The following is a 22636-nucleotide window of genomic DNA, read 5'->3' as shown; positions in this document are numbered from 1 at the left end:
TTAAAACTTCAGTTCTTGGGGCTGCTGAGCAGCATGAGGGTGTACAGCGCCCGCATAGACTTTCAGCTTGCGAAACATATCGCGACCCAGTGGGCCCTTAGGCAGCATACCTTTGACCGCGATTTCGATCGGGGCTTCAGGCTTCTTGGAGATCAGGCCTTCGAAGTTCGAAGACTTGATACCGCCTGGGAAACCGGAGTGACGGTAGTACATTTTGTCTTGCGCTTTGTTGCCGGTAACACGTACCTGCTCAGCGTTGATGATCACGATGTAGTCACCGGTGTCAACGTGAGGGGTGTACTCAGGCTTGTGCTTGCCACGCAGACGGCTGGCGACTTCAGTGGCCAGACGACCCAGGGTCTGACCAGCGGCGTCGACGACAAACCAGTCGCGCTGAACTGTTTCCGGTTTTGCAGTAAAAGTTGTCATTCTTTAATAGCCTCAGGGGCCGCCCTGTAAATTAGACGGCGGATCTTACTGAATAGTGCGTACTTTGACAAGTCAAAGGCAGCCGGATACAGACGCTATCGGGGGCTCGGGTCGGCGCGTCCGTTCAACGGCAAGATTCTTCGGCAGGCGGCGCATCACTTCCACTGCAGAAAGAGGTGGGCAATTATGCAGATTGCGAAAAAAATTTCAACCTGCTTTTATGATTGTTTTCCCGAAGGAGTACCCGATGGATTATCGACAGCTGGGCCGTACGGATCTGAACGTGAGCGCGATAGCCTTGGGCACCATGACCTGGGGCGAGCAGAACAGCGAGGCAGAGGCCTTCGCACAGATCGAGCGGGCCAAGGCCGCGGGGATCAACTTCCTCGATACGGCCGAAATGTACCCGGTGCCGCCCAAGGCCGACACCTACGCCACCACCGAACGCTACATCGGCAATTACTTCAAAAGCCGCGGCGACCGTGCCGACTGGATCCTCGCCAGCAAGATCGCCGGCCCCGGCAACACCATCGACTACATCCGCGATGGCCACCTGCGCCACAACCGCAAGCACATCGTCGATGCCCTGGATGCCAGCCTCAAGCGCCTGCAAACCGACTGGATCGACCTCTACCAGTTGCACTGGCCGGAACGCAGCACTAATTTCTTCGGCCAACTGAGCTACAAGCACAAGGACGAAGACGACCTCACCCCGCTGGAGGAAACCCTCGAAGCGCTGGACGAACAGGTCAAGGCCGGCAAGATCCGCCACATCGGCCTGTCCAACGAAACCCCGTGGGGCACCATGAAATTCCTTGCCCTGGCCGAAGCCCGTGGCTGGACCCGCGCGGTGTCGATCCAGAACCCCTACAACCTGCTCAACCGCAGCTTTGAAGTCGGCCTGGCAGAAGTCGCGATTCGTGAACAATGCGGCCTGCTGGCCTACTCGCCGCTGGCGTTCGGCATGCTCAGTGGCAAATACGAAAATGGCGCACGCCCGGCCAAGGCACGCCTGACCGAATACAGCCGCTTCAGCCGCTACTTCAACCCGCAGTCGGAAGCGGCGTGCAGCCGGTATGTGGCGCTGGCGCGCGAGCATGGCCTGGACCCGGCGCAGATGGCGTTGGCGTTCGTGACGCAGCAGCCGTTTGTGACCAGCAATATCATTGGCGCCACGTCGCTTGAGCAGCTGGATAGCAACATTGCCAGTGCTGATCTGAAGCTGTCCAAGGAAGTGCTGGAGGGGATTGAGGCGATTCAGAAGGATCATCCGAATCCGGCGCCTTGATTGACCTGTAGGCCGCTATCGGGGGGCAAGTCGAATCGTCGCACCGCCCCTCCCACACTTTGATTTGTGAATACCTTCAAATGTGGGAGGGGGCTTGCCCCCGGTGAGGCCCTCAGCAGCACCACACACTCAAAGCGCCCGCGCAATAATCTCCTTCATGATCTCGTTGGTCCCTGCGTAAATCCGCTGCACCCGCGCATCCGCCCAGGCCCGCGCAATCGGGTATTCCCACATAAAGCCGTAACCGCCGTGCAGCTGCACGCACTCGTCGAGCACCTTGCATTGCAGGTCCGTGGCCCAATACTTGGCCATCGCCGCCGTGGGCACGTCCAGCTTGCCCTCCAGGTGCAACGCCATGCACTGGTCGACGAACACCCGACCGATCTGAATCTCGGTGGCCATCTCCGCCAGCTTGAAGCGAGTGTTCTGAAAATCGGCGATTGCCTTGCCGAACGCCTTGCGCTCGCGGGTGTAGTCGAGGGTCCATTGCAGCGCCGCCTCGGCCGACGATATCGCGCCAATCGCAACCGTCAGCCGCTCCTGGGGCAACTCCTGCATCAGGTAGGCGAAACCCATGCCCGCTTGGCCCAGCAAGTTGTCCTTGGGCACACGCACATCCTGGAAGAACAGCTCCGAGGTGTCCTGGGCCTTCATGCCTACCTTCTCCAGGCGCTTGCCCTTGGCGAAGCCCGGCGTGTCGGCTTCCACCAGAAACAGGCTGGTGCCCTTGGCGCCGGCCTTGGGGTCGGTCTTCGCGACCACGATCACCAGCTCGGCCAGATAGCCGTTGGTGATAAACGTCTTGGAGCCATTGATCACATACTCATCGCCTTCCAGCACGGCGGTGGTCTTGACCCCTTGCAGGTCGGACCCGGCCCCCGGCTCGGTCATGGCGATGGCCGTGACCATCTCGCCGGAGATCAACCTGGGCAGGTATTTGTGCTTCAGCGCCTCACTGCCGTAATGCAGGATATACGGCGCAACAATGTCCGAATGCAGCGAAAAACCGATGCCGGTGAGGCCCAGCCGGCTGATCTCCTCGATCACCACCGCGCTGTATAAAAAGTCTGCGCCCAGGCCGCCGTATTCCTCCGGCAGGTGAGAGCACAACATCCCCGCCTCCCCCGCCTTGCTCCACAGGCCACGGTCGATATAGCCCTGCTTCTCCCATTGCGCGTGGAACGGCGCGGCGTCTTTCTCGAGAAAGGTGCGCACGCTGTCGCGAAAGAGTTCGTGCTCGGGGCTGAACAAGGTTCTGGGGATCATGGCTCACCTGCGTGGATTGTCGGACAAAAACCAGCCCACAGAGCCTATGCCGCGAAGACGTCACGGGACACTGGACACATGCGACAAAAAATAAGACGATCCAGCCGTCTGGTGACCACTTTCCCCTATAAGAATAAATGAAATTATGTCTAACCAAATCTCCACGCCGTTGCGGCGCGTCAGCATTTTGGCCATTGATCGGGTATTCGCTTCAACCCTCATGCAAGCCAAGGATTTCTTCCACCTCGCCAGCCTGCGTTACGGCAAACAGCAAGGCCTGGGCCTGACCCCGGCATTCGAAACGCGCCTGGTCAGCCCTGACGGGCAATCGGTGCGCAGCTTCAGTGATGTGATCATGCCGGTGGACGGCGGCCTCGAAGACGCCGACATCATCGTGCTCCCGGCCTTCTGGGATGACTTCGACGCCCTGTGCACGCGTTACCCGCAAGTGCTGCCCTGGCTGCGCGAACAACACGCACGCGGCGCCGTGCTCTGCGGCGAAGCCACCGGCGTGTTCTGGCTGGCCGAAGCCGGGCTGCTGGATGGCAAGGAGGCGACCACCTACTGGCGCTTCTTCAATGCCTTCAGCGAACGCTTCCCCAACGTGCAGCTCAACCAGGACAAGCACCTCACCGACGCCGACAACCTGTATTGCGCCGGCGGCACCACCTCGGCGTGCGACCTGTATATCTACCTGATCGAACGCTTCTGCGGCGCCAACATCGCCCAGGCCGTGGCCCGCGACATTCTGTATGAAGTGCAGCGCAGCTATTCACCGGGGCGCATTGGTTTTGGTGGGCAGAAGCTGCACCAGGACGTGATCATCCTGCAGATCCAGCATTGGCTCGAAGAGCACTTCGCCGACAAGTTCCGCTTTGAAGATGTCGCCCGCGAACACGGCATGAGCATTCGCAACTTCATGCGCCGCTTCCAGACTGCCACCGGCGACAAGCCGCTGCATTACCTGCAACGGCTGCGGATCGAGACAGCAAAAGGATTGCTCTCGGGCAGCCGCAAGAGCATCAAGACCATCAGTTATGAGGTGGGTTACGACGATGCGAGTTTCTTTGCGCGGTTGTTCAGGCAGCACACTGAGTTGTCACCGAACCAGTACCGGCAGCAGTTTCAGCAGGCCGCTTAAATAAGGATGTACACAAAGCAAATGTGGGAGGGGGCTTGCCCCCGATGGCGGTGTGTCAGTCAACATCTTCAGTGACTGACACTCAGCTATCGGGGGCAAGCCCCCTCCCACATTTTGATCCGCAGTGTTCTTACGGCTTGTGCCCGCGCGACAGGAATTCATGGGACTGCATCTCGAGCAAACGGCTCAGGGTGCGCTGGAACTCGAAGTTCAAACGCCCACCGGTGTAGAGGTCCTTGAGTTCAACCTCAGCCGAGATGATCAGCTTCACGTTGCGGTCGTAGAACTCGTCGACCATGTTGATGAAACGGCGCGCGATGTCGTCGGTGGTGACGCCCATCTGCTCCACGCCGCTGAGGATCACCGCGTGGAAGATCTTGCCCAGTTCGATGTAGTCGTTCTGGCTGCGCGGGCCGTCGCACAGGGCGCGGAAGTCGAACCAGGCCACGTCATCGCAAGTACGCAGCGCGACGATTTCGCGGTTCTCGATCATCAGCTTGTCGTTTTCCACCGCCTGGGTGCATTCCGGCGTCAGCGCGCGGAAGCTTTTCTTCAGGCTTTCGTGGGCGGCTTCGTTCAGCGGGAAGTGGAACAGCTCTGCTTGCTCAAGGTGACGCAGGCGGTAGTCGACGCCGCTGTCGACGTTGACGATTTCGGTGTTCTGCTTGATCAGCGCGATGGCCGGCAGGAAACGCGCGCGTTGCAGGCCGTCCTTGTAGAGGCCGTCGGGCACGATGTTCGAGGTGGCTACCAGGGTCACGCCATTCTTGAACAGCTCTTCCATCAGGGTGCCGAGGATCATGGCGTCGGTGATGTCGGAGACGAAGAATTCATCGAAGCAGATCACCCGCGCTTCATCGGAGAAACGCTTGGCGATGATGGTCAGCGGGTTTTTCTCGCCCGGCAGGGTTTTCATCTCTTCGTGCACGCGCTTCATGAAGCGGTGGAAGTGAGTGCGAACCTTTTCCTTGAACGGCAGCGCTTCGAAGAAGGTGTCTACCAGGTAGGTTTTGCCACGGCCGACGCCGCCCCAGAAGTACAGGCCCTTGACCGGCGTGTGGTCTTTCTTGCCAAACAGCTTGCTGAACATCCCTGGCTTGCTCTGCGAGGCTGCGACCAGGTCGTCGTACAGGCGCTGCAAATGACGCACCGCCGTTTCCTGGGCCGCGTCATGGAAGAATTCAGGGCGTTTCAGATCAGCTTGATATCGTTCTAGGGGCGTCATAATTTCGTTAGCAAGGCAACAAAAACGGGCCGTCACTGTAACGACGGCCCCGGATAATGGCAATCAACCCTTGGTCGGGTTAATCCTCGGTTGGGGTCAACGCGATGCGCAGCGCGGCGATAGCCGCATCGCGGGAGGCCGCGTCGGCGAACTCGGCGCTGTCGGCGACTGCCGCGCCGTCCAGCCACACGCTGAAGCCCAGGGCCTCAGGGCGCACGTCGAGCATCACGCCGCTTTGCAGTTGCTTGGTCACCGCGCCAGCGGCTTTACCGTCGGCAAAGTTACGCGACAGCAGCAGTTGCTCGCCGTCGGCGGCCAACAGGCGGAAGCGGAAGCTGTCGTCTTCGCGGAAGCTCACAAAGCGCGCGGCTTTCGCAGCTTTCTTCTTGGTAGCGACCGGCGCCGCAGCCTGGTTGACGAACGAACGCAGGCCAACCGCTTCACGCAGTTCAGCCAGGAAGGGTGCCGCCACGGCGCGGGCCTTCTTGGCGCCGACCAGCAGCAGATCTTCCATGTCCGAAGGGCGCGACATCAGTTGGTGATAACGCTCGCGCGCCTCGCCCAGTTGGCCGTCGAGCAGTTGGAACAGACGGTTCTTCGCCTCGCCCCAACCCAAACCTTGCAGCAGTTCGGCGCGGAACTCTTGTTCCTGAGCCTTGCTGGCAAACGCCTGGTACAGGGTGAACAGGTGCGAGTTGTCCGGGTCCTTGGCAACGCCTGGCTCGCGGGAATCGGTGACGATCCGCGAGATCGCGTCTTTCATGTCCTTGGCGCTGGTGAACAACGGGATGGTGTTGTCGTAGCTCTTGGACATCTTGCGGCCGTCCAGGCCCGGCAAGGTGGCGACGCTTTCTTCGATCAGCGCTTCAGGCATGGTGAAGAATTCTTTACCGTTGCCGAACAGGTGGTTGAAACGCTGGCCGATATCACGGGCCATTTCCACGTGCTGGATCTGGTCGCGACCGACCGGCACCTTGTGCGCGTTGAACATCAGGATGTCCGCCGCCATCAGCACCGGATAGCTGTACAGGCCCATGGTGATGCCCGCGTCCGGGTCTTCGCCGGCTTCGACATTCTTGTCCACCGAGGCCTTGTAGGCGTGGGCGCGGTTGAGCAGGCCCTTGGCCGCCACGCAGGTCAGCAGCCAGGTCAGCTCGGGAATTTCCGGGATGTCCGACTGGCGATAAAACGTCACGCGGTTCACATCCAGGCCACCGGCCAGCCAGGTCGCGGCGATTTCCATACGCGAGCGCTGGATGCGCTGCGGGTCATCGCATTTGATCAGGGCGTGGTAGTCGGCCAGGAAGTAGAAGGAGTCGGCATTGGCATCCTGGCTGGCGAGGATTGCCGGGCGGATCGCACCGGCGTAGTTGCCCAGGTGCGGCGTGCCGGTGGTGGTGATGCCGGTGAGGATACGGGTACGAGTCGTCATGGGTAATCGCTTATCAGACTGCTATCAATTCGAGAGTCGCGGCAGCACCAGATCCTTGAGATCGGTGAGCTTGCCGTGAAAAAAGTGCCCGCATTCTGCCACTTTCAGCAGCTCATGGGGGCGATTCAGGGCGGCGGACCAGTCGTAGACAACTTGCGGGTCGACCACTTCGTCGGTTTCCGGCTGAATCAGGGTCAGCGGGCAGCCCTGCGGCAGCACATCCGTGTCACGCAGGCGCATCACGGCGGCGGCGACCATGAACAGGTGCGCGAGCTTTTCACCTTTGGCTTCCAGGCGGCCGCCGAGACTGGCTGCAACATAACCACCGAACGAAAACCCGAGCAGGGTGATCGGCAGGTCGGGGTGTTTTTCCCGCAGCCAGGTGGCGGCCGCTTCGGCATCGTCCACTTCACCGGTGGCCATGTCGTGAATGCCGGCACTTGCGCCGACGCCACGGTAATTGAAACGCAAAGTAATCAAACCGGCATCGCGGGCGGTGCGTTGCAGGGTCGAAACGACTTTATTGAGCATGGTCCCGCCCTGCACCGGGTTAGGGTGGCAGATCAGCGCCAGGCCACGTGGCTCGGGGTGATCCAGGTACAAGGCTTCCAATTGGCCCACCGGGCCATCGATCAAAACGGGGGTTTCACGCATGAGCAAGGAATGAACTCCGTGACCTCTCAAAGGGTCGACTCGTCTAGCTAAAAGTCTGTGCATGGCATCATTGCGAGCTTAATCGCGGTATACAGCGCAGGTCCGAGCCGTTAACGTAAAGCAAAGCCGTTTATAGAGGAAGGACTCGTGGAACACTCGCTCTTAGTTTGGTTGTTGCCGACTCTTGCCCTGGTTGCCGGTGTCGCCATTGGTTTCCTGGTTGCTCGCTTGCTGCCGAATGCCGCGCCTAACCGCACGCAGCGTCAGTTGGATGACATTCAGGAACGTTTTGACAGTTATCAGAACGAGGTTGTTACCCACTTCAACAGCACCGCGACCCTGGTCAAGAAGCTCACCCAGAGCTACCAGGAAGTACAGGATCATCTCGCCGATGGCGCTAACCGCCTGGCCCTCGACGACATTACCCGCCAGCGTCTGCTGGCCGCGCTGCATTCCGATGCACCGCAAGCTCCACGCGAGCGCCTGACCCCACCCCGGGAAAACCAGGAGCCGCCACGGGACTACGCGCCAAAAACGCCGAACGCCCCGGGCATGCTGGATGAGCATTACGGCTTGAAGAAGTAAGTTCTCTTCAAGCACAAAAAGCCCGGCTGATCGATGATCAGCCGGGCTTTTTTGTGCGTGCTCACTAGCCGGAACAATGAGGTCAAATGTGGGAGGGGCGGTGCGACGATTCGACTTGCCCCCGATGGCAGTGGGTCAGTGAACATATCTTTAACTGACAGACCGCTATCGGGGGCAAGCCCCCTCCCACATTGATCGAGTCAGGCCTTAGGCCACGGGTTGTTCCTGCAACAGCCCACCCTCAATCCGCACATGCCGCCCATGGAAGCGCTTGAGGCTGCTGCGGTGCCCGACACTGACAATGCTCAACCCCGGCAACTCATCGATCAACGCCTGGTACAACGTCGCCTCGTCCTCTTCATCCATCGCCGAAGTGGCTTCGTCCATGTACAGCCATTGCGGCGCGAACAACAACGCGCGGGCGAACGCCAGGCGCTGTTGCTCACCGGGCGAGAGCATGCGCTGCCAGTGGTTGGCCTCGTCCAGGCGCGCGACCAGATGCGGCAGGCGGCAGGTTTCCAGGACCTGTGCATAACGTTCCGGTGAGTAAACGCTGTCGTCCTGTGGATAACTCAACACCGCCTTCAACGTGCCAATCGGCAGGTAAGGCTTCTGCGGCAGGAACAGGTATCGCGCGGCCGGCAGGCGGATGTTGCCATGCCCCGTCGGCCACAGGTGGCCCATGGCACGCAGCAAGGTCGACTTGCCGCTGCCGGAACGGCCGCTGAGCATCAGGCGCTGGCCCGGCTCAACTGTCATGTCGGCATCGGTGAGCAAGTGGCGGCCGTCGGCCAGGTCCATGCCCAGGTTCTGCACCACCAGGCGTTCGCCTTCGGCGCGCACATCAATCGCCGGTGGGCGCTGTTCGTTCTCGCTCATGGCCTGGTGGAAGCTCAGCAGACGATCACTGGTGGCCCGCCACGACGCCAGCTCCGAGTACGCGTCGATAAACCAGCTGAAGTTCTCTTGTACGTTGCCGAACGCCGAGTTGATTTGCATCAGCTCGCCCAGCTCGATCTTGCCGGTGAAGTAACGCGGCGCTGCGACGATAAACGGGAAGATGATTGCGATCTGGCTGTAGCCGGCGGTAAAGAAGGTCAGGCGTTTGGACACTTTCATGATGTCCCAAAAGTTGTGCCAGACCTTGGCGAAGCGTGCGCTGAGGCGCTGGTTCTCATTCGGCTCGCCGTTGTACAGGGCGATGCTCTCGGCGTTCTCGCGCACGCGCACCATGGAGAAACGCAGGTCTGCTTCAAAACGTTGTTGTCGGTTGCTGAGCCCGATCAGGCGACGGCCGATCAGGTGCGTCAGCCAACTGCCCACCGCCGCATACAGCAATGCGCACCAGAACATGTAGCCGGGGATGGTGATGCCGAACACTTCTATGCTGCCCGACACGCCCCACAGGATGATCGAGAACGACACCAGGCTGACCACGTTGCGCAGCAACCCCAGGCCGAGGCTCAAGGTGCTGGAGGTGAAGTTGTTGAGGTCTTCGGAAATGCGCTGGTCCGGGTTATCGGTGTAGCCGCCCTGCTCCAGCTGGTAGTAGTTCTTGTGCGCGAGCCAGCGCGCGAAGTGCTTCTCGGTGAGCCAGGCGCGCCAGCGGATGGTCAGCATCTGGGTCAGGTACAGACGGTACACCGCGCCCAGGATCGCCACGGCGGCGATCCCGCCGAAATAGCCGATCAGTTGCCAGAAGGCGGCCGTGTCCTTCTTTTCCAGGGCGTTGTAGAAGTCTTTGTACCAGTGGTTGATCCACACCGAAATCGCCACGCTGAACAGCGACAGCGCGATCACCGCCGCCAGCAGCAGCCAGGCCTTGCCCTTCTCTTCACTGCGCCAATAGGGCGTGATCATCGCCCAGGTGCGGCGAAAGAATTGCCCACGCACCGCATCATTGACCGCGGAGTACTCAGCGTTCTGATTCATCGTTCAGGCTCTGTAAGAAAATGTGACAGGCGTTTGAACCGATCATAGACGATCGGTTCAGCGCTCCGTGCGGCCTGAAGCGGGTTGTTCAGCCGAGGTTCAGCGCCGTACCGGGCGCTTCTGCAACTTGCGCTGCAAAGTACGGCGGTGCATGCCGAGGGCACGGGCGGTGGCGGAGATGTTGCCTTCGTGCTCGGTGAGCACGCGCTGGATGTGTTCCCACTGCAGGCGGTCCACCGACATCGGGTTTTCCGGCACCAGGGTGTCGAGATCGGCGTGCTCGGAGAGCAAGGCGGCCAGCACGTCGTCGGCGTCCGCCGGTTTGCACAGGTAGTTGCAGGCGCCGCGCTTGATGGCCTCGACGGCGGTGGCGATGCTGGAGTAACCGGTGAGGATCACCACGCGCATTTCCGGGTCGAGTTCCAGCAGCTTGGGCAGCAGCACCAGGCCGGAGTCGCCGTCCATTTTCAGGTCGAGCGCGGCGTAGTCCGGCAGGTCGGCCTGGGCGATGGTCAGGCCTTCTTCGGCTGAACCTGCGGTGCTTACGCGGAAACCGCGACGGCTCATGGCGCGCGCCATCACGCGAGTAAAGGTGGCGTCGTCATCTACCAGCAGCAGGTGCGGCAGTTCTTCGCCTTCGACTTGGATCTCGTCAGTCATCGATATCTCCTCGTGCGACACGGGGCAGGCGCAGCTCGGTGAGCGTGCCGCCTTCCTCATGACTATAGAGCTTCACTGAGCCGCCCGCGCGGGTCACGCTGGCCTTGCTCAAAAACAGGCCGAGGCCGAAGCCTTTGCCCTTGGTGGTAAAGAAGGGTTTGCCGATCTGTTCGGCAATGGCCAGCGGCACGCCCGCGCCGTGGTCGCGAATGCTGATGGTCACGTCTTCCGCGTCCCAGTCCAGCTGCACGCCCAGGCCTTCGGGGCAGGCGTCAGCAGCGTTGTTCAGCAGGTTGAGCAGCGCCTGGGTCAGGTCGGGCGGCGGCGCCATGCGCGGCACCGTGCCCTGGCCGAGCAGGTTGAAGCGGTAACTGGCCTCGGGGCGCATCAGGTGCCAGCGGTTCAAGGCTTCGTCGAGCCACTGGGTCACGTCCTGCATCTCTACCGCCAGGCGGCGATTGGCTTCGGCGGCGCGCACCAGTTGCTGCAAGGTCTGTTTGCACTGCTTGACCTGCTCGCGCAGCACGCCGAGGTCTTCCTGCAGCGCAGGGTCGTGATGGTCCTGGGTCATTTCGTTGAGCAGCACGCTCATGGTCGCCAAGGGCGTGCCCAGCTCATGGGCGGCGCCGGCGGCCTGGGTGGCGACGGCCAGGAGTTGTTGATCGCGCAGGCCTTCTTCACGGCGAATGGCGCGCAACTCTTCCTGGCGGCGCAACTCTTCGGCCATGCGTGCGGCAAAAAAGGTGATGACTGCGGCGGACAGCGCAAAGCTCAGCCACATCCCGTAGATCTGCAGGTTTTCCCGGGCGATCGGGAAGGTTTGCAACGGATAGAAGCGCGCCAGCAACAGGGTGTACAAGGCCAGCGCGATACCCGACAGCGCCACCGAGTAGCGCCAAGGCAAGGTCACCGCGGCGATGGTCAGGGGCACCAGGTAATAGGAAACGAACGGGTTGGTGGAACCACCGGAGAAATACAGCAACACACTGTGGATAAACAGGTCGCAGGCCAGTTGCAGGGCGTATTCCAGCTCGGTTACCGGCCAGGTGGTGCGCAACCGGATGGCGGTGAACACACACAGCACGATGGAAAAACCGAGGGTCACGCCCAGTTGCAGCCAGGGCAGCGGCAACAGGTCGAACCAATACGCGAGCCCGACGGAGCCGGCCTGTGCGGCCAGTACCAGGGTACGAATAAACGTCAATCGCCAAAGGTTCTGGCGGGTGGCGGAAGTCAGTTTTACGGCGGCGAGCATGAGCTCTCCCGGTGAGCGCTGCAGGCGGATCGGCAGGAGTATAAACGAAGCAGACACGCTGACACGGCGTGTGTGGCTCTTTGCCGCAGGCCGGGCAAGCGACCGTTCGTCGGCACTCGCCCAACTTGTAGCGAATGTGTAAACCCGAAGAACCCGATGCCACCGTCTACAGTCATACCGAACACGAACATCCCAAGGAGCTTCCATGTCTCGTTTCACTCGCAGTGCAGCCGTTCTCACCCTCAGCGCCAGCGCCCTGGCCAGCCTTCCGGCGATGGCCGCCGATGAGCTGCATTACAACCAGATTTCCCTGCGTGCCGAAGTCAGCCAGGAAGTGGCCCGCGACAAGATGATCGTCACCCTTTATACCGAGTCGCAAAATGCCGACCCGGCCAAGCTTGCCGCCGAAATCACCACCACCCTGAATACCGCCCTCGGCCAGGCCCGCGAAGTCAAAGCCGTGACCCTGCGCCAGGGCAGCCGCAACAGCTACCCGATCTACGACAACAAGAACCAGAAGATCACCGGCTGGCGTGAACGCGCCGAACTGCGCCTGGAAAGTGCCGACTTCCCGGCCCTGTCCAAGCTCACCGGCGAACTGCTCAACACCCTGAAAATGGACAGCATGGACTTCGCCATCGCCGACAATACCCGCAAGGCCAGCGAAGATGCATTGCTCAAGGACGCCGTCGCCGCATTCAAGGCCCGCGCACAACTGGCGACCGACGCGCTGGGCGGCAAGGGCTACAAGATCGTCAACCTGAACTTCAACACCAACGGTTATCCACAGCCGTACGCGCGCGGTGGAATGATGATGAAAGCCGCCATGATGGATTCGGCGCCGACGCCGGAAGTGGAAGCCGGCACCAGCCAGGTGACCATGAGCGCCGACGGGGTGGTCGAAGTGCAAATGCAGTAACCCCCTACCTGACACACCTGAACGGCGGTAACCTCGGTGACCGCCGTTTTCGTTTGGGCAGCATTTATACCTGCCATTTCAGGGGTCTCCATGGACAGAATCGCCTTCAAACCGCTACTCCTCGCCGCCGGCCTGCTGGCGTTTATGCCAATGGCCCAGGCGGCCACCACCCTGGTCTACTGCTCCGAAGCCAGCCCCGCCGGTTTCGACCCCAGCCAGTACACCAGCGGCACCGATTTTGATGCCTCGGCCGAAACCGTGTTCAATCGCCTGACCCAGTTCAAGCGCGGCGGCACCGAGGTCGAACCCGGCCTGGCAACACGCTGGGAAGTCTCCAAAGACGGCCTGACCTATACCTTCCACCTGCGGGACGGGGTCAAGTTTCACACCACCGATTTCTTCACGCCGACCCGCGACTTCAACGCCGACGACGTGCTGTTCACCTTCAATCGCCTGCTGGATGCCGACAGCCCGTTTCGCAAGGCCTACCCTTCCGAGTCGCCGTACTTCACCGACATGGGCTTGAACACCACGATCAAAAGCGTCGACAAACTCGACGAGCACACCGTGCAATTCAGCCTGAACAACGTCGATGCCTCCTTCGTGCAGAACCTGGCCATGAGCTTCGCCTCGGTGCAATCCGCCGAATATGCCGACCAGTTGCTCAAGGAAGGCAAGGCCGAAGACATCAACCAGAAGCCGGTGGGCACCGGGCCGTTTGTGTTCAAGCGCTACCAGAAAGACTCGCAGATCCGCTACGTGGCGAATAAACAGTACTGGAAGCCCGAAGACGTGAAGCTCGACAACCTGGTGTTCGCCATCACCCCGGATGCCGCCTCGCGCCTGCAGAAACTCAAGGCCGGCGAATGCCAGGTCAGCGGCTACCCGCGCCCGGCCGACATCGAAGTCATGAAGCAAGACCCCAACCTGCGCGTGCTGCAGCAGGCCGGCTTCAACCTGGGCTTCCTGGCCTACAACGTGACACACCCGCCGCTGGACCAGCTCAAGGTACGCCAGGCCCTGGACATGGCCATCGATAAACCGGCGATCATCAAGGCCGTGTACCAGAGCGCCGGGCAATTGGCGCAGAACGCGTTGCCACCGGCGCAGTGGTCTTATGACCCGTCGATCAAGGACGCGCCGCATGACCCGGCCAAGGCAAAGGCGCTACTAAAAGAAGCAGGGGTTGCACCCGGTACCACCATCAACTTGTGGGCCATGACGGTCCAGCGCGCGTCCAACCCGAATGCGCGGATGTCGGCGCAAATGATCCAGCAGGATTGGGAAAAAATCGGCATCAAGGCCAACATCGTCAGCTATGAGTGGGGCGAGTACATCAAGCGCGCCAAAAATGGCGAGCACGACGCGATGATTTATGGCTGGACCGGCGATAACGGCGACCCGGATAACTGGCTCGGCGTGCTCTACAGTTGTGCTGCGGTCAAGGGCAGCAACTACGCCAAATGGTGTAACCCGGCCTACGACAAGCTGGTGCAACAGGCCAAGGTCAGCAATGACCGCGAGCAGCGCATCAAGTGGTATCAGCAGGCACAAAAAATCCTTAAGGAACAAGTGCCTATAACGCCTATTGCGAACTCGACGGTTTTCCAACCGTTGCGCAAGGAAGTCACCGACTTCAAGATCAGCCCGTTTGGCCTGACGCCCTTCTATGGCGTGGGTCTAGATAAGTAACAGCGACGCCCCAACCGAGTGCGCTAGACGCCTCGGTTGGGCTTTCTTGGTGCGCCTCCTGCACCGAAAAAACCCTCGAAATCGGTCCATTTATGTAGAAACTTTCATAATTGCGACATTCCTGTACGTTCGTACCACTGTTTGCCTATTGCAACGGTTCAACATCTTGCAATGGGTATGGCGCCTGCATAAGTATCCGCAGGCCGACTCACGAGGTCGCCCTCACCACCAAAAATGACAACAAATCATGAGGCCAACATGTTCAAACACGCAGTCCTTCCGTTATTAGTGAGTGCTGGCCTTATGGCCGCCGCCCCATTCGCCCAAGCGGCGAGTAACCTGGTGTTCTGCTCCGAAGGGAGCCCGGCTGGTTTTGACCCAGGCCAGTACACCACCGGAACAGACTTCGATGCCTCGGCCGAAACCATGTTCAACCGTCTGACCCAGTTCGAACGCGGCGGCACCGCTGTGATTCCTGGGCTGGCCACCAACTGGGACGTGTCCCCGGATGGCCTGACGTACACTTTCCACCTGCGCGACGGCGTCAAGTTCCACACCACCGCGTACTTCAAGCCGACCCGTACCTTCAATGCCGATGACGTGCTGTTCACGTTCAACCGCATGATCAACAAGGACGACCCGTTCCGCAAAGCCTACCCCACCGAGTTCCCGTACTTCACGGACATGGGGATGGACACCAACATCAAGAACATCGAGAAAGTCGATGACCACACCGTCAAGTTCACCCTTGGCACCGTGGACGCCGCTTTCATCCAGAACCTGGCGATGAGCTTCGCGTCGATCCAGTCCGCCGAATACGCCGCGCAACTGTTGAAGGAAGGCAAAGCCGCCGACATCAACCAGAAGCCGATCGGTACTGGCCCGTTCGTGTTCAAGAGCTACCAGAAAGACTCGAACATCCGTTACACCGGCAACAAGGACTACTGGAAACCTGAAGACGTGAAGATCGACAACCTGATCTTCGCCATCACCACCGACCCGTCGGTGCGTATCCAGAAGCTGAAGAAAAACGAATGCCAGGTCACCCTGTTCCCACGTCCGGCCGACCTCAAGGCGCTGGGCGAAGACAAGGACCTGAAACTGCCGAACCAGGCCGGTTTCAACCTGGGCTACATCGCCTACAACGTGATGGACAAGGTCAAGGGCAGCGATCAGCCAAACCCGTTGGCTGATATCCGCGTGCGTCAGGCTTTGGACATGTCGGTCAACAAGCAGCAGATCATCGACTCCGTGTACCAGGGCGCGGGCCAATTGGCCGTCAACGCCATGCCGCCGACCCAATGGTCGTATGACACCACCATCAAGGATGCCAAGTTCGACCCTGAGAAAGCCAAGGCGCTGCTCAAGGAAGCCGGCGTCAAGGAAGGTACCGAAATCGTGCTGTGGGCCATGCCGGTTCAGCGTCCGTACAACCCGAACGCCAAGCTGATGGCCGAGATGCTGCAAAACGACTGGTCCAAGATCGGCCTCAAGGTCAAGATCACCAGCTATGAGTGGGGCGAGTACATCAAGCGTTCCAAAGGCGGCGAGAACCAGGCCATGATCATTGGCTGGAGCGGCGACAATGGTGACCCGGACAACTGGCTGAACGTGCTGTTCGGCTGCGACTCGCTGGCTGGTAACAACTTCTCCAAATGGTGCGACAAGAAATTCGACGGCATCGTGAAAGAAGCCAAGGCCACATCGGATGTCGCCAAACGCACCGAGCTGTACAAGCAGGCGCAACATATCCTCAAAGATGCAGTCCCGATGACACCTATCGCGCACTCGACGGTGTATCAACCCATGCGCAACACCGTACAGGACTTCAAGATCAGCCCGTTTGGCCTGAACTCCTTCTATGGCGTGAGCGTAAGCGGCAAGTAAGGATCAGTAACGGCGACGTTTCATAAACGTCGCCGTTATTGCATTCGCCTGGACCCCAGGAAACCGATCACATCCGTAGTCGCTTCGTCCTACAGAAGCGGACCGCGACATGTGAATCTGTTGCCTACAAGGTCAGTCCGTTTTGGCGCATTTACTGCGAAGTCCACGACCCATACCGTCGTAGGACAGCAGAAGCGTCAACCTGGGAAAGGCACTTGCTGTGTGTGGGATCAGTGATGTCTGCCTGGCCGAACGCCAGGCTGATTGCTCACTGATGACAACTACAAACAAGGATCGGGATCGTCATGCGCCATACCACCGTTCTATCCGCAATTTTTGGCACCAGCCTGCTGGCTGTGGCCACGATGGGCCAGGCCGCCGACAAGAAGAGCCTGGTGTTCTGCTCCGAAGGCAGCCCGGCGGGTTTTGACACCGCGCAATACACCACCGCCACGGATAACGACGCGGCCGAGCCGCTGTACAACCGCCTGGTGGAGTTTGAAAAAGGCGCGACCAATGTGGTGCCTGGGCTGGCAACCAAGTGGGATATTTCCGAAGACGGCCTGACCTACACCTTTCACCTGCGTGAAGGGGTGAAATTCCACAGCAACAAGGAATTCAAGCCGACGCGGGATTTCAACGCCGACGACGTGCTGTTCACCTTCAACCGCATGCTTGACCCCGACCATCCGTTTCGCAAGGCCTACCCCACCGAGTTTCCGTACTTCAACGGGATGAGCCTGAACAAGAACATTGCCAAGGTCGAGAAAACCGACCCGCACACCGTGGTGATGACCCTGAACTCGGTAGACGCCGCGTTCGTGCAGAACATCGCCATGAGCTTTGCCGCCATCCTCTCGGCCGAATACGCCGAGCAATTGCTCAAGGACGGCAAGCCCAGCGACATCAACCAGAAGCCGATCGGCACTGGCCCGTTCGTGTTCCAGCGCTATCAGAAAGATTCGCAGATCCGCTATGTGGCCAACAAACAGTACTGGGACCCGAGCAAGGTCCAGCTGGACCAGTTGATCTTCGCGATCAACACTGACGCCTCGGTGCGCGTGCAGAAACTCAAGGCCGGCGAATGCCAGGTCACCCTGCACCCGCGCCCGGCTGACGTGGAAGCGCTGAAGGCCGATCCGAACCTGCAACTGCTGACCAAGCCGGGCTTCAACCTCGGCTATATCGCCTACAACGTGCGCCACAAGCCCTTCGACCAGCTCGAAGTGCGCCAGGCGCTGGACATGGCGGTGAACAAGCAGAGCATTTTGAACGCCGTGTACCAGGGCGCGGGGCAACTGGCGGTCAACGCCATGCCGCCGACGCAGTGGTCCTACGACGACAGCATCAAGGACGCCGCCTACAACCCGGAAAAAGCCAAGGAACTGCTCAAGGCCGCCGGCGTGAAGGAAGGTACCGAAATCACCCTGTGGGCGATGCCGGTACAACGCCCGTACAACCCCAACGCCAAGCTGATGGCCGAGATGCTGCAAAGCGACTGGGCCAAGATCGGCCTCAAGGTCAAGATCGTCAGCTACGAGTGGGGCGAATACATCAAGCGCACCAAGAACGGTGAGCACGATATCAGCCTGATCGGCTGGACTGGCGACAATGGGGACCCGGACAACTGGCTGGGCACCCTCTACAGCTGCGACGCCATTGGCGGGAACAACTACTCCATGTGGTGCGACCCGGCCTACGACAAGCTGATCAAGCAAGCCAAGGTCGTCACCGACCGCGAACAACGGACTGTTCTGTACAAACAGGCGCAGCAACTGCTTAAAGCGCAGGTGCCGATCACGCCAGTCGCCCACTCGACGGTCAACCAGCCGTTAAGCGCCAAAGTCGAAGGCTTCAAAGTGAGCCCCTTCGGCCGCAACGTGTTCTCGGGCGTCAGCATTACCCCATAAGAAAATAACCGGATGCGCGGAGAGCGAAAGTCGCTCTCCGGCAAACGTGCAGCCTTTTGTTGGGAAATTTCCCACGGCAAACGTTTGCAATAGCTTGAAAGAGTTACACACCCAAATAGTCGGATCACCAAAAAAGACCGGCATTAAAAAAGAGAACCAAAGGAGCTTCACCCATGAAACTGAGCAGCAAAGCGCTTCTGGCCCTGGCCATCAGCAGCATCACGGCCACCGCCTACGCTGAACCCGCCAGCCAGGAATTCGTTCCTACCACACTGGCCGGCTCCAGCGCCCAAAGCGAGGCCAAAGGCTTTATCGACGGTCAAAGCCTGGGCGGTACCACGCGTAACTGGTACTCCAACGAAATGAAATTTCGTGGCCAGAAGTTCGGCTACTACAAAAGCGAAGCCGACAAAGCCAATGACGTAACGACCCGAGTTTCGCGTCGCTATAACTGGGCTCAAGGCACCATCCTCAACTACACCTCGGGCTTCACCCAAGGCACAGTTGGCGTCAGCACTGAAGTTGCTGCTTACAACTACATCGCGCTCGACCGCGACCAGAAAGACATCGCCGGTGGTTCCAACCGTACCCTCGCTCACTCCTTCGGCGACGCCGTAGGCCAGTGGAGCAAGCTGGGCCTGGCCAACGTCAAGTTCCGTGTCTCCAACACCACCTTGACCGCAGGTCGCCAGAACTTCAGCACCGGTATCATCGACACCATCGGTAACCGCGCCCTGCCGTCGAGCTTCGAAGGTGTGAGCTTCAACAGTGAAGAGCTGAGCAACCTGTCCTTCCAGGGCGGTATCTTCGACCGCGTTTCGCCACGTACCGAGCAGAGCCTGTCGAAATTCCGCTCTGAATACGGCAATGGCCAGGAAACCGACAAGGTCAAGACCCTGGGCTTCAACTATCAGCCGTTCAAGAGCCTGAAAACCAGCCTCTTCGCCGCCAACGTTGAAGACTTCTGGAACCAGTACTACTTCGGCGCTACCCACGAACTGGGTGATGCTCAGACCCTGGCACTGACCACCGGCCTGAACTACTACAAGACCACCGACACCGGCAGCAAGAAGATGGGCAACATCGACAACGACACGTACTCGTTGTCCCTGGGACTGACTCACCAGGCCCACAGCCTGACCTTCTCGTACCAGGCCGTTAACGGTAACGAGTACTTCGACTACCTGCACGAAACCAACGGCATCTACCTGGCCAACTCCTTGACTTCGGACTTCAACAGCCCGAACGAGAAGTCCTTCCAGATCGCCTACGGCATCAACATGGCCGAATACGGCGTGCCAGGCCTGAAGTTCAACGTTTACTCGGCTCGCGGCTGGGGCATCGACGGTACTCACTACAACGGTACTGCCTACGGCACCGCCGGTGATTCGCGCAGCGACCTGCGCCTGATGGACGGCGAGAAACACCAGGAATACGGTGTGGGTTCGTCGTACGCCATTCAGAGCGGCCCACTCAAGGCCACCACCATCCGTGCAACCTACGTGACTCACCGCGCCAGCTCCGAACAGGCTGACGGCAACATCAAAGAGTTCCGTCTGGTCACCACCATCCCGTTCAACATTCTTTAATTAGCACCAGGTAAACGCCGGGCTCAGGACGAGCCCGGCGTCTACGCTTGTCTGGTCCCATCGATTGCAGAGGGCTCTGAATGAAAATGCTTCCGCTACAAGCCGCCATCGCTGCCGCCCTGTTGAGCGTGGCCGTGGGCATTTCGGCCAAACCGCTGGTGGTCTGCACCGAAGCCAGCCCGGAGGGTTTCGATCCGGTCCTGTACACCACGGCCGTTACCGCTGACGCCGCCGCGGAAACCATGTTCAACCGCCTGGTGGACTTCAAGCCCGGCACCACCGAAGTGATCCCCGCGCTGGCCAAAGACCTGCCCGAGATCAGCGCCGATGGCCTGACCTACACGTTCCACCTGCGTGACGACATCAAGTTCCACACCACCGACTACTTCAAACCCACGCGCAACCTGAATGCCGACGACGTGCTCTGGAGCTTCCAGCGCCAGCTGGACCCGAATCACCCGTGGCATAACAAGTCCCTCGTGGGCTACCCGTACTTTGAAAGCATGGGCTTCAAGGAACTGCTAAAGAGCGTGGAAAAGACCGACGATCACACTGTCGTCTTTACCCTGACCCGCCCCGAAGCACCGTTCCTCGCCGACCTGGGCATGGCATTCTCTTCAATCCATTCGAAGGAATACGCCGACCAGTTGCTCAAATCCGGCAAGACCGAAGACCTCAACGCCAAGCCCATCGGCACTGGCCCGTTCATCTTCACCCGCTATCAAAAAGACGCCCAGGCGCGCTTCAAGGCCAACCCGGACTACTTCCGCGGCAAACCGGCCGTCGACCCGCTGATCCTGGCGATCAGCACCGACAACAACGTGCGCCTGCAGAAGCTCAAGGCCAACGAATGCCAGATCGCGCTGTTCCCCAAGCCGGATGACATTCCAAGCATCAAGAAAGACCCAAACCTGAAAGTCGATGAGCTGGCGGCGATGACCACCAGTTACACCGCGCTGAACACCACCCACAAATACATGAGCGATGCGCGGGTGCGTCACGCGATCAACATCGCGTTCGACAAGGCCGGTTATACCGAAGCCCTGTTCGGCAAAGGCAACGCGGTGGTGGGTACCGGCCCGTATCCTCCGACCTTGCTGGGTTTCAGCGACAAACTGAAAAACCCGCCGCGTGACCTGGACAAGGCCCGCGCCCTGCTCAAGGAAGCCGGCGTGCCGGAAGGCACCGAGTTCACCCTGTTCACCCGTAACGGCGGTGGCCCGACCAACCCCAACCCGATGCTCGGCGCCCAGCGCATGCAGGCGGATTTGGCGCAGATTGGCCTTAAGGTCAACATCAAGGTCATGGAATGGGGCGAGATGCTCAAGCGTGCCAAAAACGGCGAGCACGACATGGTTTCGGCTGGCTGGGTCGGCGATAACGGCGACCCGGATAACTTCCTCACGCCGAACCTGAGTTGCGATGCCGCCAAAAACGGCGAAAACTACGCGCGCTGGTGTAACAAAGAGTTTCAGGACTTGATCGACAAAGCGCGCGCCATCGCTGAACCCGCCCAGCGCGCTGCACTCTATGAACAAGCACAGGACGTTTTCGACAAGGACCAACCATGGCTTCCCATGGCTTACCCGAAACTGTTCACGGCCATGCGCAAAAACGTAGAAGGCTTCACCCAAAGCCCTCTAGGTACAAATAACTTCGCCACCACACAGGTGAAGTAAATAAGAGAAACGCTCGGCACCGCCCACCAGGGGGGTGCCGAACCTGCCTAACCGGCTGATTGAGGTACACAACAAGATGTTTAGTTTTATTGCCCGCCGATTGGGGTTATTGATCCCCACGTTTTTCGGCATCACGTTGCTCACGTTTGCGTTGATTCGCATGATCCCTGGCGACCCCGTCGAAGTCATGATGGGCGAGCGGCGCGTCGACCCCGAGATGCACGCACAGGCAATGGAACGCCTTGGCCTTAACAAGCCGCTGTATGCGCAATACCTGGACTATGTCGGCAAGCTCGCCCAAGGCGACCTTGGCGAATCGCTGCGCACACGCACCAGCGTGTGGACCGAATTCACCGCCCTCTTCCCGGCGACCCTGGAATTGTCCATGGCCGCCCTGTTGTTCGCCGGTATCCTGGGCCTGCTGGCCGGGGTGATCGCGGCACTCAAGCGAGGATCGCTGTTCGACCACGGGGTGATGGGCATCTCCCTCGCGGGGTATTCGATGCCGATCTTCTGGTGGGGCCTGATCCTGATCATGTTCTTCTCGGTCAGCCTGGGCTGGACCCCGGTTTCCGGGCGGATCGACCTGCTCTACGACATCGAGCCGCGCACCGGTTTCATGCTCATCGACACGCTGCTGGCTGACGAGCCGGACGCCTTCTTCGACGCCCTGCACCACCTGATCCTGCCGGCCATCGTGCTCGGCACCATCCCGTTGGCGGTGATTGCGCGGATGACCCGTTCATCCATGCTCGAAGTGCTACGCGAAGACTACATCCGCACCGCCAAGGCCAAAGGCCTGTCGCCGGCGCGCGTGGTGTTCGTGCACGGCCTGCGCAACGCGCTGATCCCGGTACTCACCGTGGTCGGCCTGCAAGTCGGCACCCTGTTGGCCGGTGCAGTGCTGACCGAAACCATCTTCTCGTGGCCCGGCATCGGCAAATGGCTGATCGAAGCCATTGGCGCGCGGGACTACCCGGTGGTGCAAAACGGCATCCTGCTGATCGCCTGCCTGGTGATCCTGGTGAACTTCGTGGTGGACATCCTCTACGGCTTCGCCAACCCACGCATCCGTCACCAGCGCTGAGATCAA

At 60.0% G+C, this 22636-nt stretch carries 18 protein-coding genes; 10 read left to right on the top strand and 8 right to left on the bottom strand.

What is annotated here, in order from left to right; translation table 11 throughout:
* Nucleotides 1–429, bottom strand: a complete 429-nt coding sequence (gene rplM, locus AC0IYH_RS14895) for a 50S ribosomal protein L13 (protein ID WP_003171742.1) — start codon at nt 427–429, stop codon at nt 1–3.
* A 247-nt stretch (nt 430–676) separates the two neighbouring features.
* On the opposite strand from rplM, the gene AC0IYH_RS14890 reads away from it, so the two are divergent.
* Complete coding sequence (locus AC0IYH_RS14890) at nt 677–1717, top strand: NADP(H)-dependent aldo-keto reductase (RefSeq protein ID WP_017138269.1); 1041 nt, start codon at nt 677–679, stop codon at nt 1715–1717.
* A 129-nt stretch (nt 1718–1846) separates the two neighbouring features.
* Here the strand turns inward: AC0IYH_RS14890 and AC0IYH_RS14885 are convergent, their stop codons facing one another.
* Nucleotides 1847–2983: an acyl-CoA dehydrogenase family protein gene (locus tag AC0IYH_RS14885; RefSeq protein ID WP_122773688.1), complete on the bottom strand. Its 1137-nt coding sequence runs from the start codon at nt 2981–2983 to the stop codon at nt 1847–1849.
* Nucleotides 2984–3203: 220 nt separating this feature from the next.
* Here AC0IYH_RS14885 and AC0IYH_RS14880 point away from each other — a divergent pair, with 220 nt between their 5' ends.
* The gene (locus AC0IYH_RS14880; protein WP_206222710.1) at nt 3204–4124 is read left to right on the top strand and encodes a GlxA family transcriptional regulator; all 921 of its coding nucleotides are present in this window, start codon (nt 3204–3206) and stop codon (nt 4122–4124) included.
* A gap of 130 nt (nt 4125–4254) precedes the next feature.
* Here AC0IYH_RS14880 and zapE read toward each other — a convergent pair whose 3' ends face one another.
* From zapE to AC0IYH_RS14865, 3 genes are all read right to left on the bottom strand, one after another.
* Nucleotides 4255–5349, bottom strand: coding sequence for a cell division protein ZapE (gene zapE / locus AC0IYH_RS14875; RefSeq protein WP_116629128.1), 1095 nt, complete (start codon nt 5347–5349; stop codon nt 4255–4257).
* 79 nt (nt 5350–5428) lie between these two features.
* On the bottom strand, nt 5429–6781 hold the full coding sequence (locus AC0IYH_RS14870; protein ID WP_116629129.1) for a tryptophan--tRNA ligase: 1353 nt from the start codon (nt 6779–6781) through the stop codon (nt 5429–5431).
* Nucleotides 6782–6805: 24 nt separating this feature from the next.
* Nucleotides 6806–7435 (bottom strand): alpha/beta hydrolase, encoded by a 630-nt coding sequence (locus AC0IYH_RS14865; RefSeq protein WP_471834976.1) that lies wholly within the window; start codon nt 7433–7435, stop codon nt 6806–6808.
* A gap of 147 nt (nt 7436–7582) precedes the next feature.
* Here AC0IYH_RS14865 and AC0IYH_RS14860 point away from each other — a divergent pair, with 147 nt between their 5' ends.
* Nucleotides 7583–8020: a Z-ring associated ZapG family protein gene (locus AC0IYH_RS14860; protein WP_017138275.1), complete on the top strand. Its 438-nt coding sequence runs from the start codon at nt 7583–7585 to the stop codon at nt 8018–8020.
* 207 nt (nt 8021–8227) lie between these two features.
* Here AC0IYH_RS14860 and AC0IYH_RS14855 read toward each other — a convergent pair whose 3' ends face one another.
* The 3 genes from AC0IYH_RS14855 to AC0IYH_RS14845 form a co-directional block, all read right to left on the bottom strand.
* The gene (locus tag AC0IYH_RS14855) at nt 8228–9952 is read right to left on the bottom strand and encodes an ABC transporter ATP-binding protein/permease (RefSeq protein WP_471834928.1); all 1725 of its coding nucleotides are present in this window, start codon (nt 9950–9952) and stop codon (nt 8228–8230) included.
* 99 nt (nt 9953–10051) lie between these two features.
* Entirely contained in the window at nt 10052–10612 is a 561-nt protein-coding gene (locus AC0IYH_RS14850; protein WP_116629131.1) for a response regulator transcription factor, read from the bottom strand.
* Nucleotides 10605–11867 carry an ATP-binding protein gene (locus tag AC0IYH_RS14845; protein ID WP_116629132.1) on the bottom strand — a complete coding sequence of 421 codons (1263 nt, stop codon included), beginning with the start codon at nt 11865–11867 and terminating at the stop codon, nt 10605–10607. The genes AC0IYH_RS14850 and AC0IYH_RS14845 overlap by 8 nt, the downstream gene beginning before the upstream one ends.
* A gap of 205 nt (nt 11868–12072) precedes the next feature.
* On the opposite strand from AC0IYH_RS14845, the gene AC0IYH_RS14840 reads away from it, so the two are divergent.
* From AC0IYH_RS14840 to AC0IYH_RS14810, 7 genes are all read left to right on the top strand, one after another.
* Entirely contained in the window at nt 12073–12786 is a 714-nt protein-coding gene (locus tag AC0IYH_RS14840) for an SIMPL domain-containing protein (RefSeq protein ID WP_471834925.1), read from the top strand.
* A 90-nt stretch (nt 12787–12876) separates the two neighbouring features.
* A complete protein-coding gene (locus AC0IYH_RS14835) occupies nt 12877–14478 on the top strand; it encodes an ABC transporter substrate-binding protein (RefSeq protein WP_116629134.1) in 1602 nt (533 codons plus the stop codon).
* Between the two features lie 258 nt (nt 14479–14736).
* Entirely contained in the window at nt 14737–16365 is a 1629-nt protein-coding gene (locus tag AC0IYH_RS14830; RefSeq protein WP_116629135.1) for an ABC transporter substrate-binding protein, read from the top strand.
* A gap of 365 nt (nt 16366–16730) precedes the next feature.
* On the top strand, nt 16731–18275 hold the full coding sequence (locus AC0IYH_RS14825; RefSeq protein WP_471834974.1) for an ABC transporter substrate-binding protein: 1545 nt from the start codon (nt 16731–16733) through the stop codon (nt 18273–18275).
* 173 nt (nt 18276–18448) lie between these two features.
* Complete coding sequence (locus AC0IYH_RS14820) at nt 18449–19864, top strand: OprD family outer membrane porin (RefSeq protein ID WP_471834922.1); 1416 nt, start codon at nt 18449–18451, stop codon at nt 19862–19864.
* Between the two features lie 80 nt (nt 19865–19944).
* Nucleotides 19945–21543 (top strand): ABC transporter substrate-binding protein, encoded by a 1599-nt coding sequence (locus tag AC0IYH_RS14815; RefSeq protein ID WP_116629138.1) that lies wholly within the window; start codon nt 19945–19947, stop codon nt 21541–21543.
* 76 nt (nt 21544–21619) lie between these two features.
* Nucleotides 21620–22630 carry an ABC transporter permease subunit gene (locus AC0IYH_RS14810; RefSeq protein WP_017739471.1) on the top strand — a complete coding sequence of 337 codons (1011 nt, stop codon included), beginning with the start codon at nt 21620–21622 and terminating at the stop codon, nt 22628–22630.
* Nucleotides 22631–22636: the final 6 nt, after the last annotated feature.

It is taken from the genome of Pseudomonas sp. AC463 (genome assembly GCF_979253585.1).
The sequence above is the reverse complement of the archived record's forward strand: the minus strand, read 5'-3'. Positions and strand labels throughout refer to the sequence as shown.

What these genes read in the sequence shown, in the direction of transcription:
- rplM (WP_003171742.1), bottom strand. Translation starts at nt 429, where the DNA reads ATGACAACTTTTACTGCAAAACCGGAAACAGTTCAGCGCGACTGGTTT.
- AC0IYH_RS14890 (WP_017138269.1), top strand. Translation starts at nt 677, where the DNA reads ATGGATTATCGACAGCTGGGCCGTACGGATCTGAACGTGAGCGCGATA.
- AC0IYH_RS14885 (WP_122773688.1), bottom strand. Translation starts at nt 2,983, where the DNA reads ATGATCCCCAGAACCTTGTTCAGCCCCGAGCACGAACTCTTTCGCGAC.
- AC0IYH_RS14880 (WP_206222710.1), top strand. Translation starts at nt 3,204, where the DNA reads ATGCAAGCCAAGGATTTCTTCCACCTCGCCAGCCTGCGTTACGGCAAA.
- zapE (WP_116629128.1), bottom strand. Translation starts at nt 5,349, where the DNA reads ATGACGCCCCTAGAACGATATCAAGCTGATCTGAAACGCCCTGAATTC.
- AC0IYH_RS14870 (WP_116629129.1), bottom strand. Translation starts at nt 6,781, where the DNA reads ATGACGACTCGTACCCGTATCCTCACCGGCATCACCACCACCGGCACG.
- AC0IYH_RS14865 (WP_471834976.1), bottom strand. Translation starts at nt 7,435, where the DNA reads ATGCGTGAAACCCCCGTTTTGATCGATGGCCCGGTGGGCCAATTGGAA.
- AC0IYH_RS14855 (WP_471834928.1), bottom strand. Translation starts at nt 9,952, where the DNA reads ATGAATCAGAACGCTGAGTACTCCGCGGTCAATGATGCGGTGCGTGGG.
- AC0IYH_RS14850 (WP_116629131.1), bottom strand. Translation starts at nt 10,612, where the DNA reads ATGACTGACGAGATCCAAGTCGAAGGCGAAGAACTGCCGCACCTGCTG.
- AC0IYH_RS14845 (WP_116629132.1), bottom strand. Translation starts at nt 11,867, where the DNA reads ATGCTCGCCGCCGTAAAACTGACTTCCGCCACCCGCCAGAACCTTTGG.
- AC0IYH_RS14840 (WP_471834925.1), top strand. Translation starts at nt 12,073, where the DNA reads ATGTCTCGTTTCACTCGCAGTGCAGCCGTTCTCACCCTCAGCGCCAGC.
- AC0IYH_RS14835 (WP_116629134.1), top strand. Translation starts at nt 12,877, where the DNA reads ATGGACAGAATCGCCTTCAAACCGCTACTCCTCGCCGCCGGCCTGCTG.
- AC0IYH_RS14830 (WP_116629135.1), top strand. Translation starts at nt 14,737, where the DNA reads ATGTTCAAACACGCAGTCCTTCCGTTATTAGTGAGTGCTGGCCTTATG.
- AC0IYH_RS14825 (WP_471834974.1), top strand. Translation starts at nt 16,731, where the DNA reads ATGGGCCAGGCCGCCGACAAGAAGAGCCTGGTGTTCTGCTCCGAAGGC.
- AC0IYH_RS14820 (WP_471834922.1), top strand. Translation starts at nt 18,449, where the DNA reads ATGAAACTGAGCAGCAAAGCGCTTCTGGCCCTGGCCATCAGCAGCATC.
- AC0IYH_RS14815 (WP_116629138.1), top strand. Translation starts at nt 19,945, where the DNA reads ATGAAAATGCTTCCGCTACAAGCCGCCATCGCTGCCGCCCTGTTGAGC.
- AC0IYH_RS14810 (WP_017739471.1), top strand. Translation starts at nt 21,620, where the DNA reads ATGTTTAGTTTTATTGCCCGCCGATTGGGGTTATTGATCCCCACGTTT.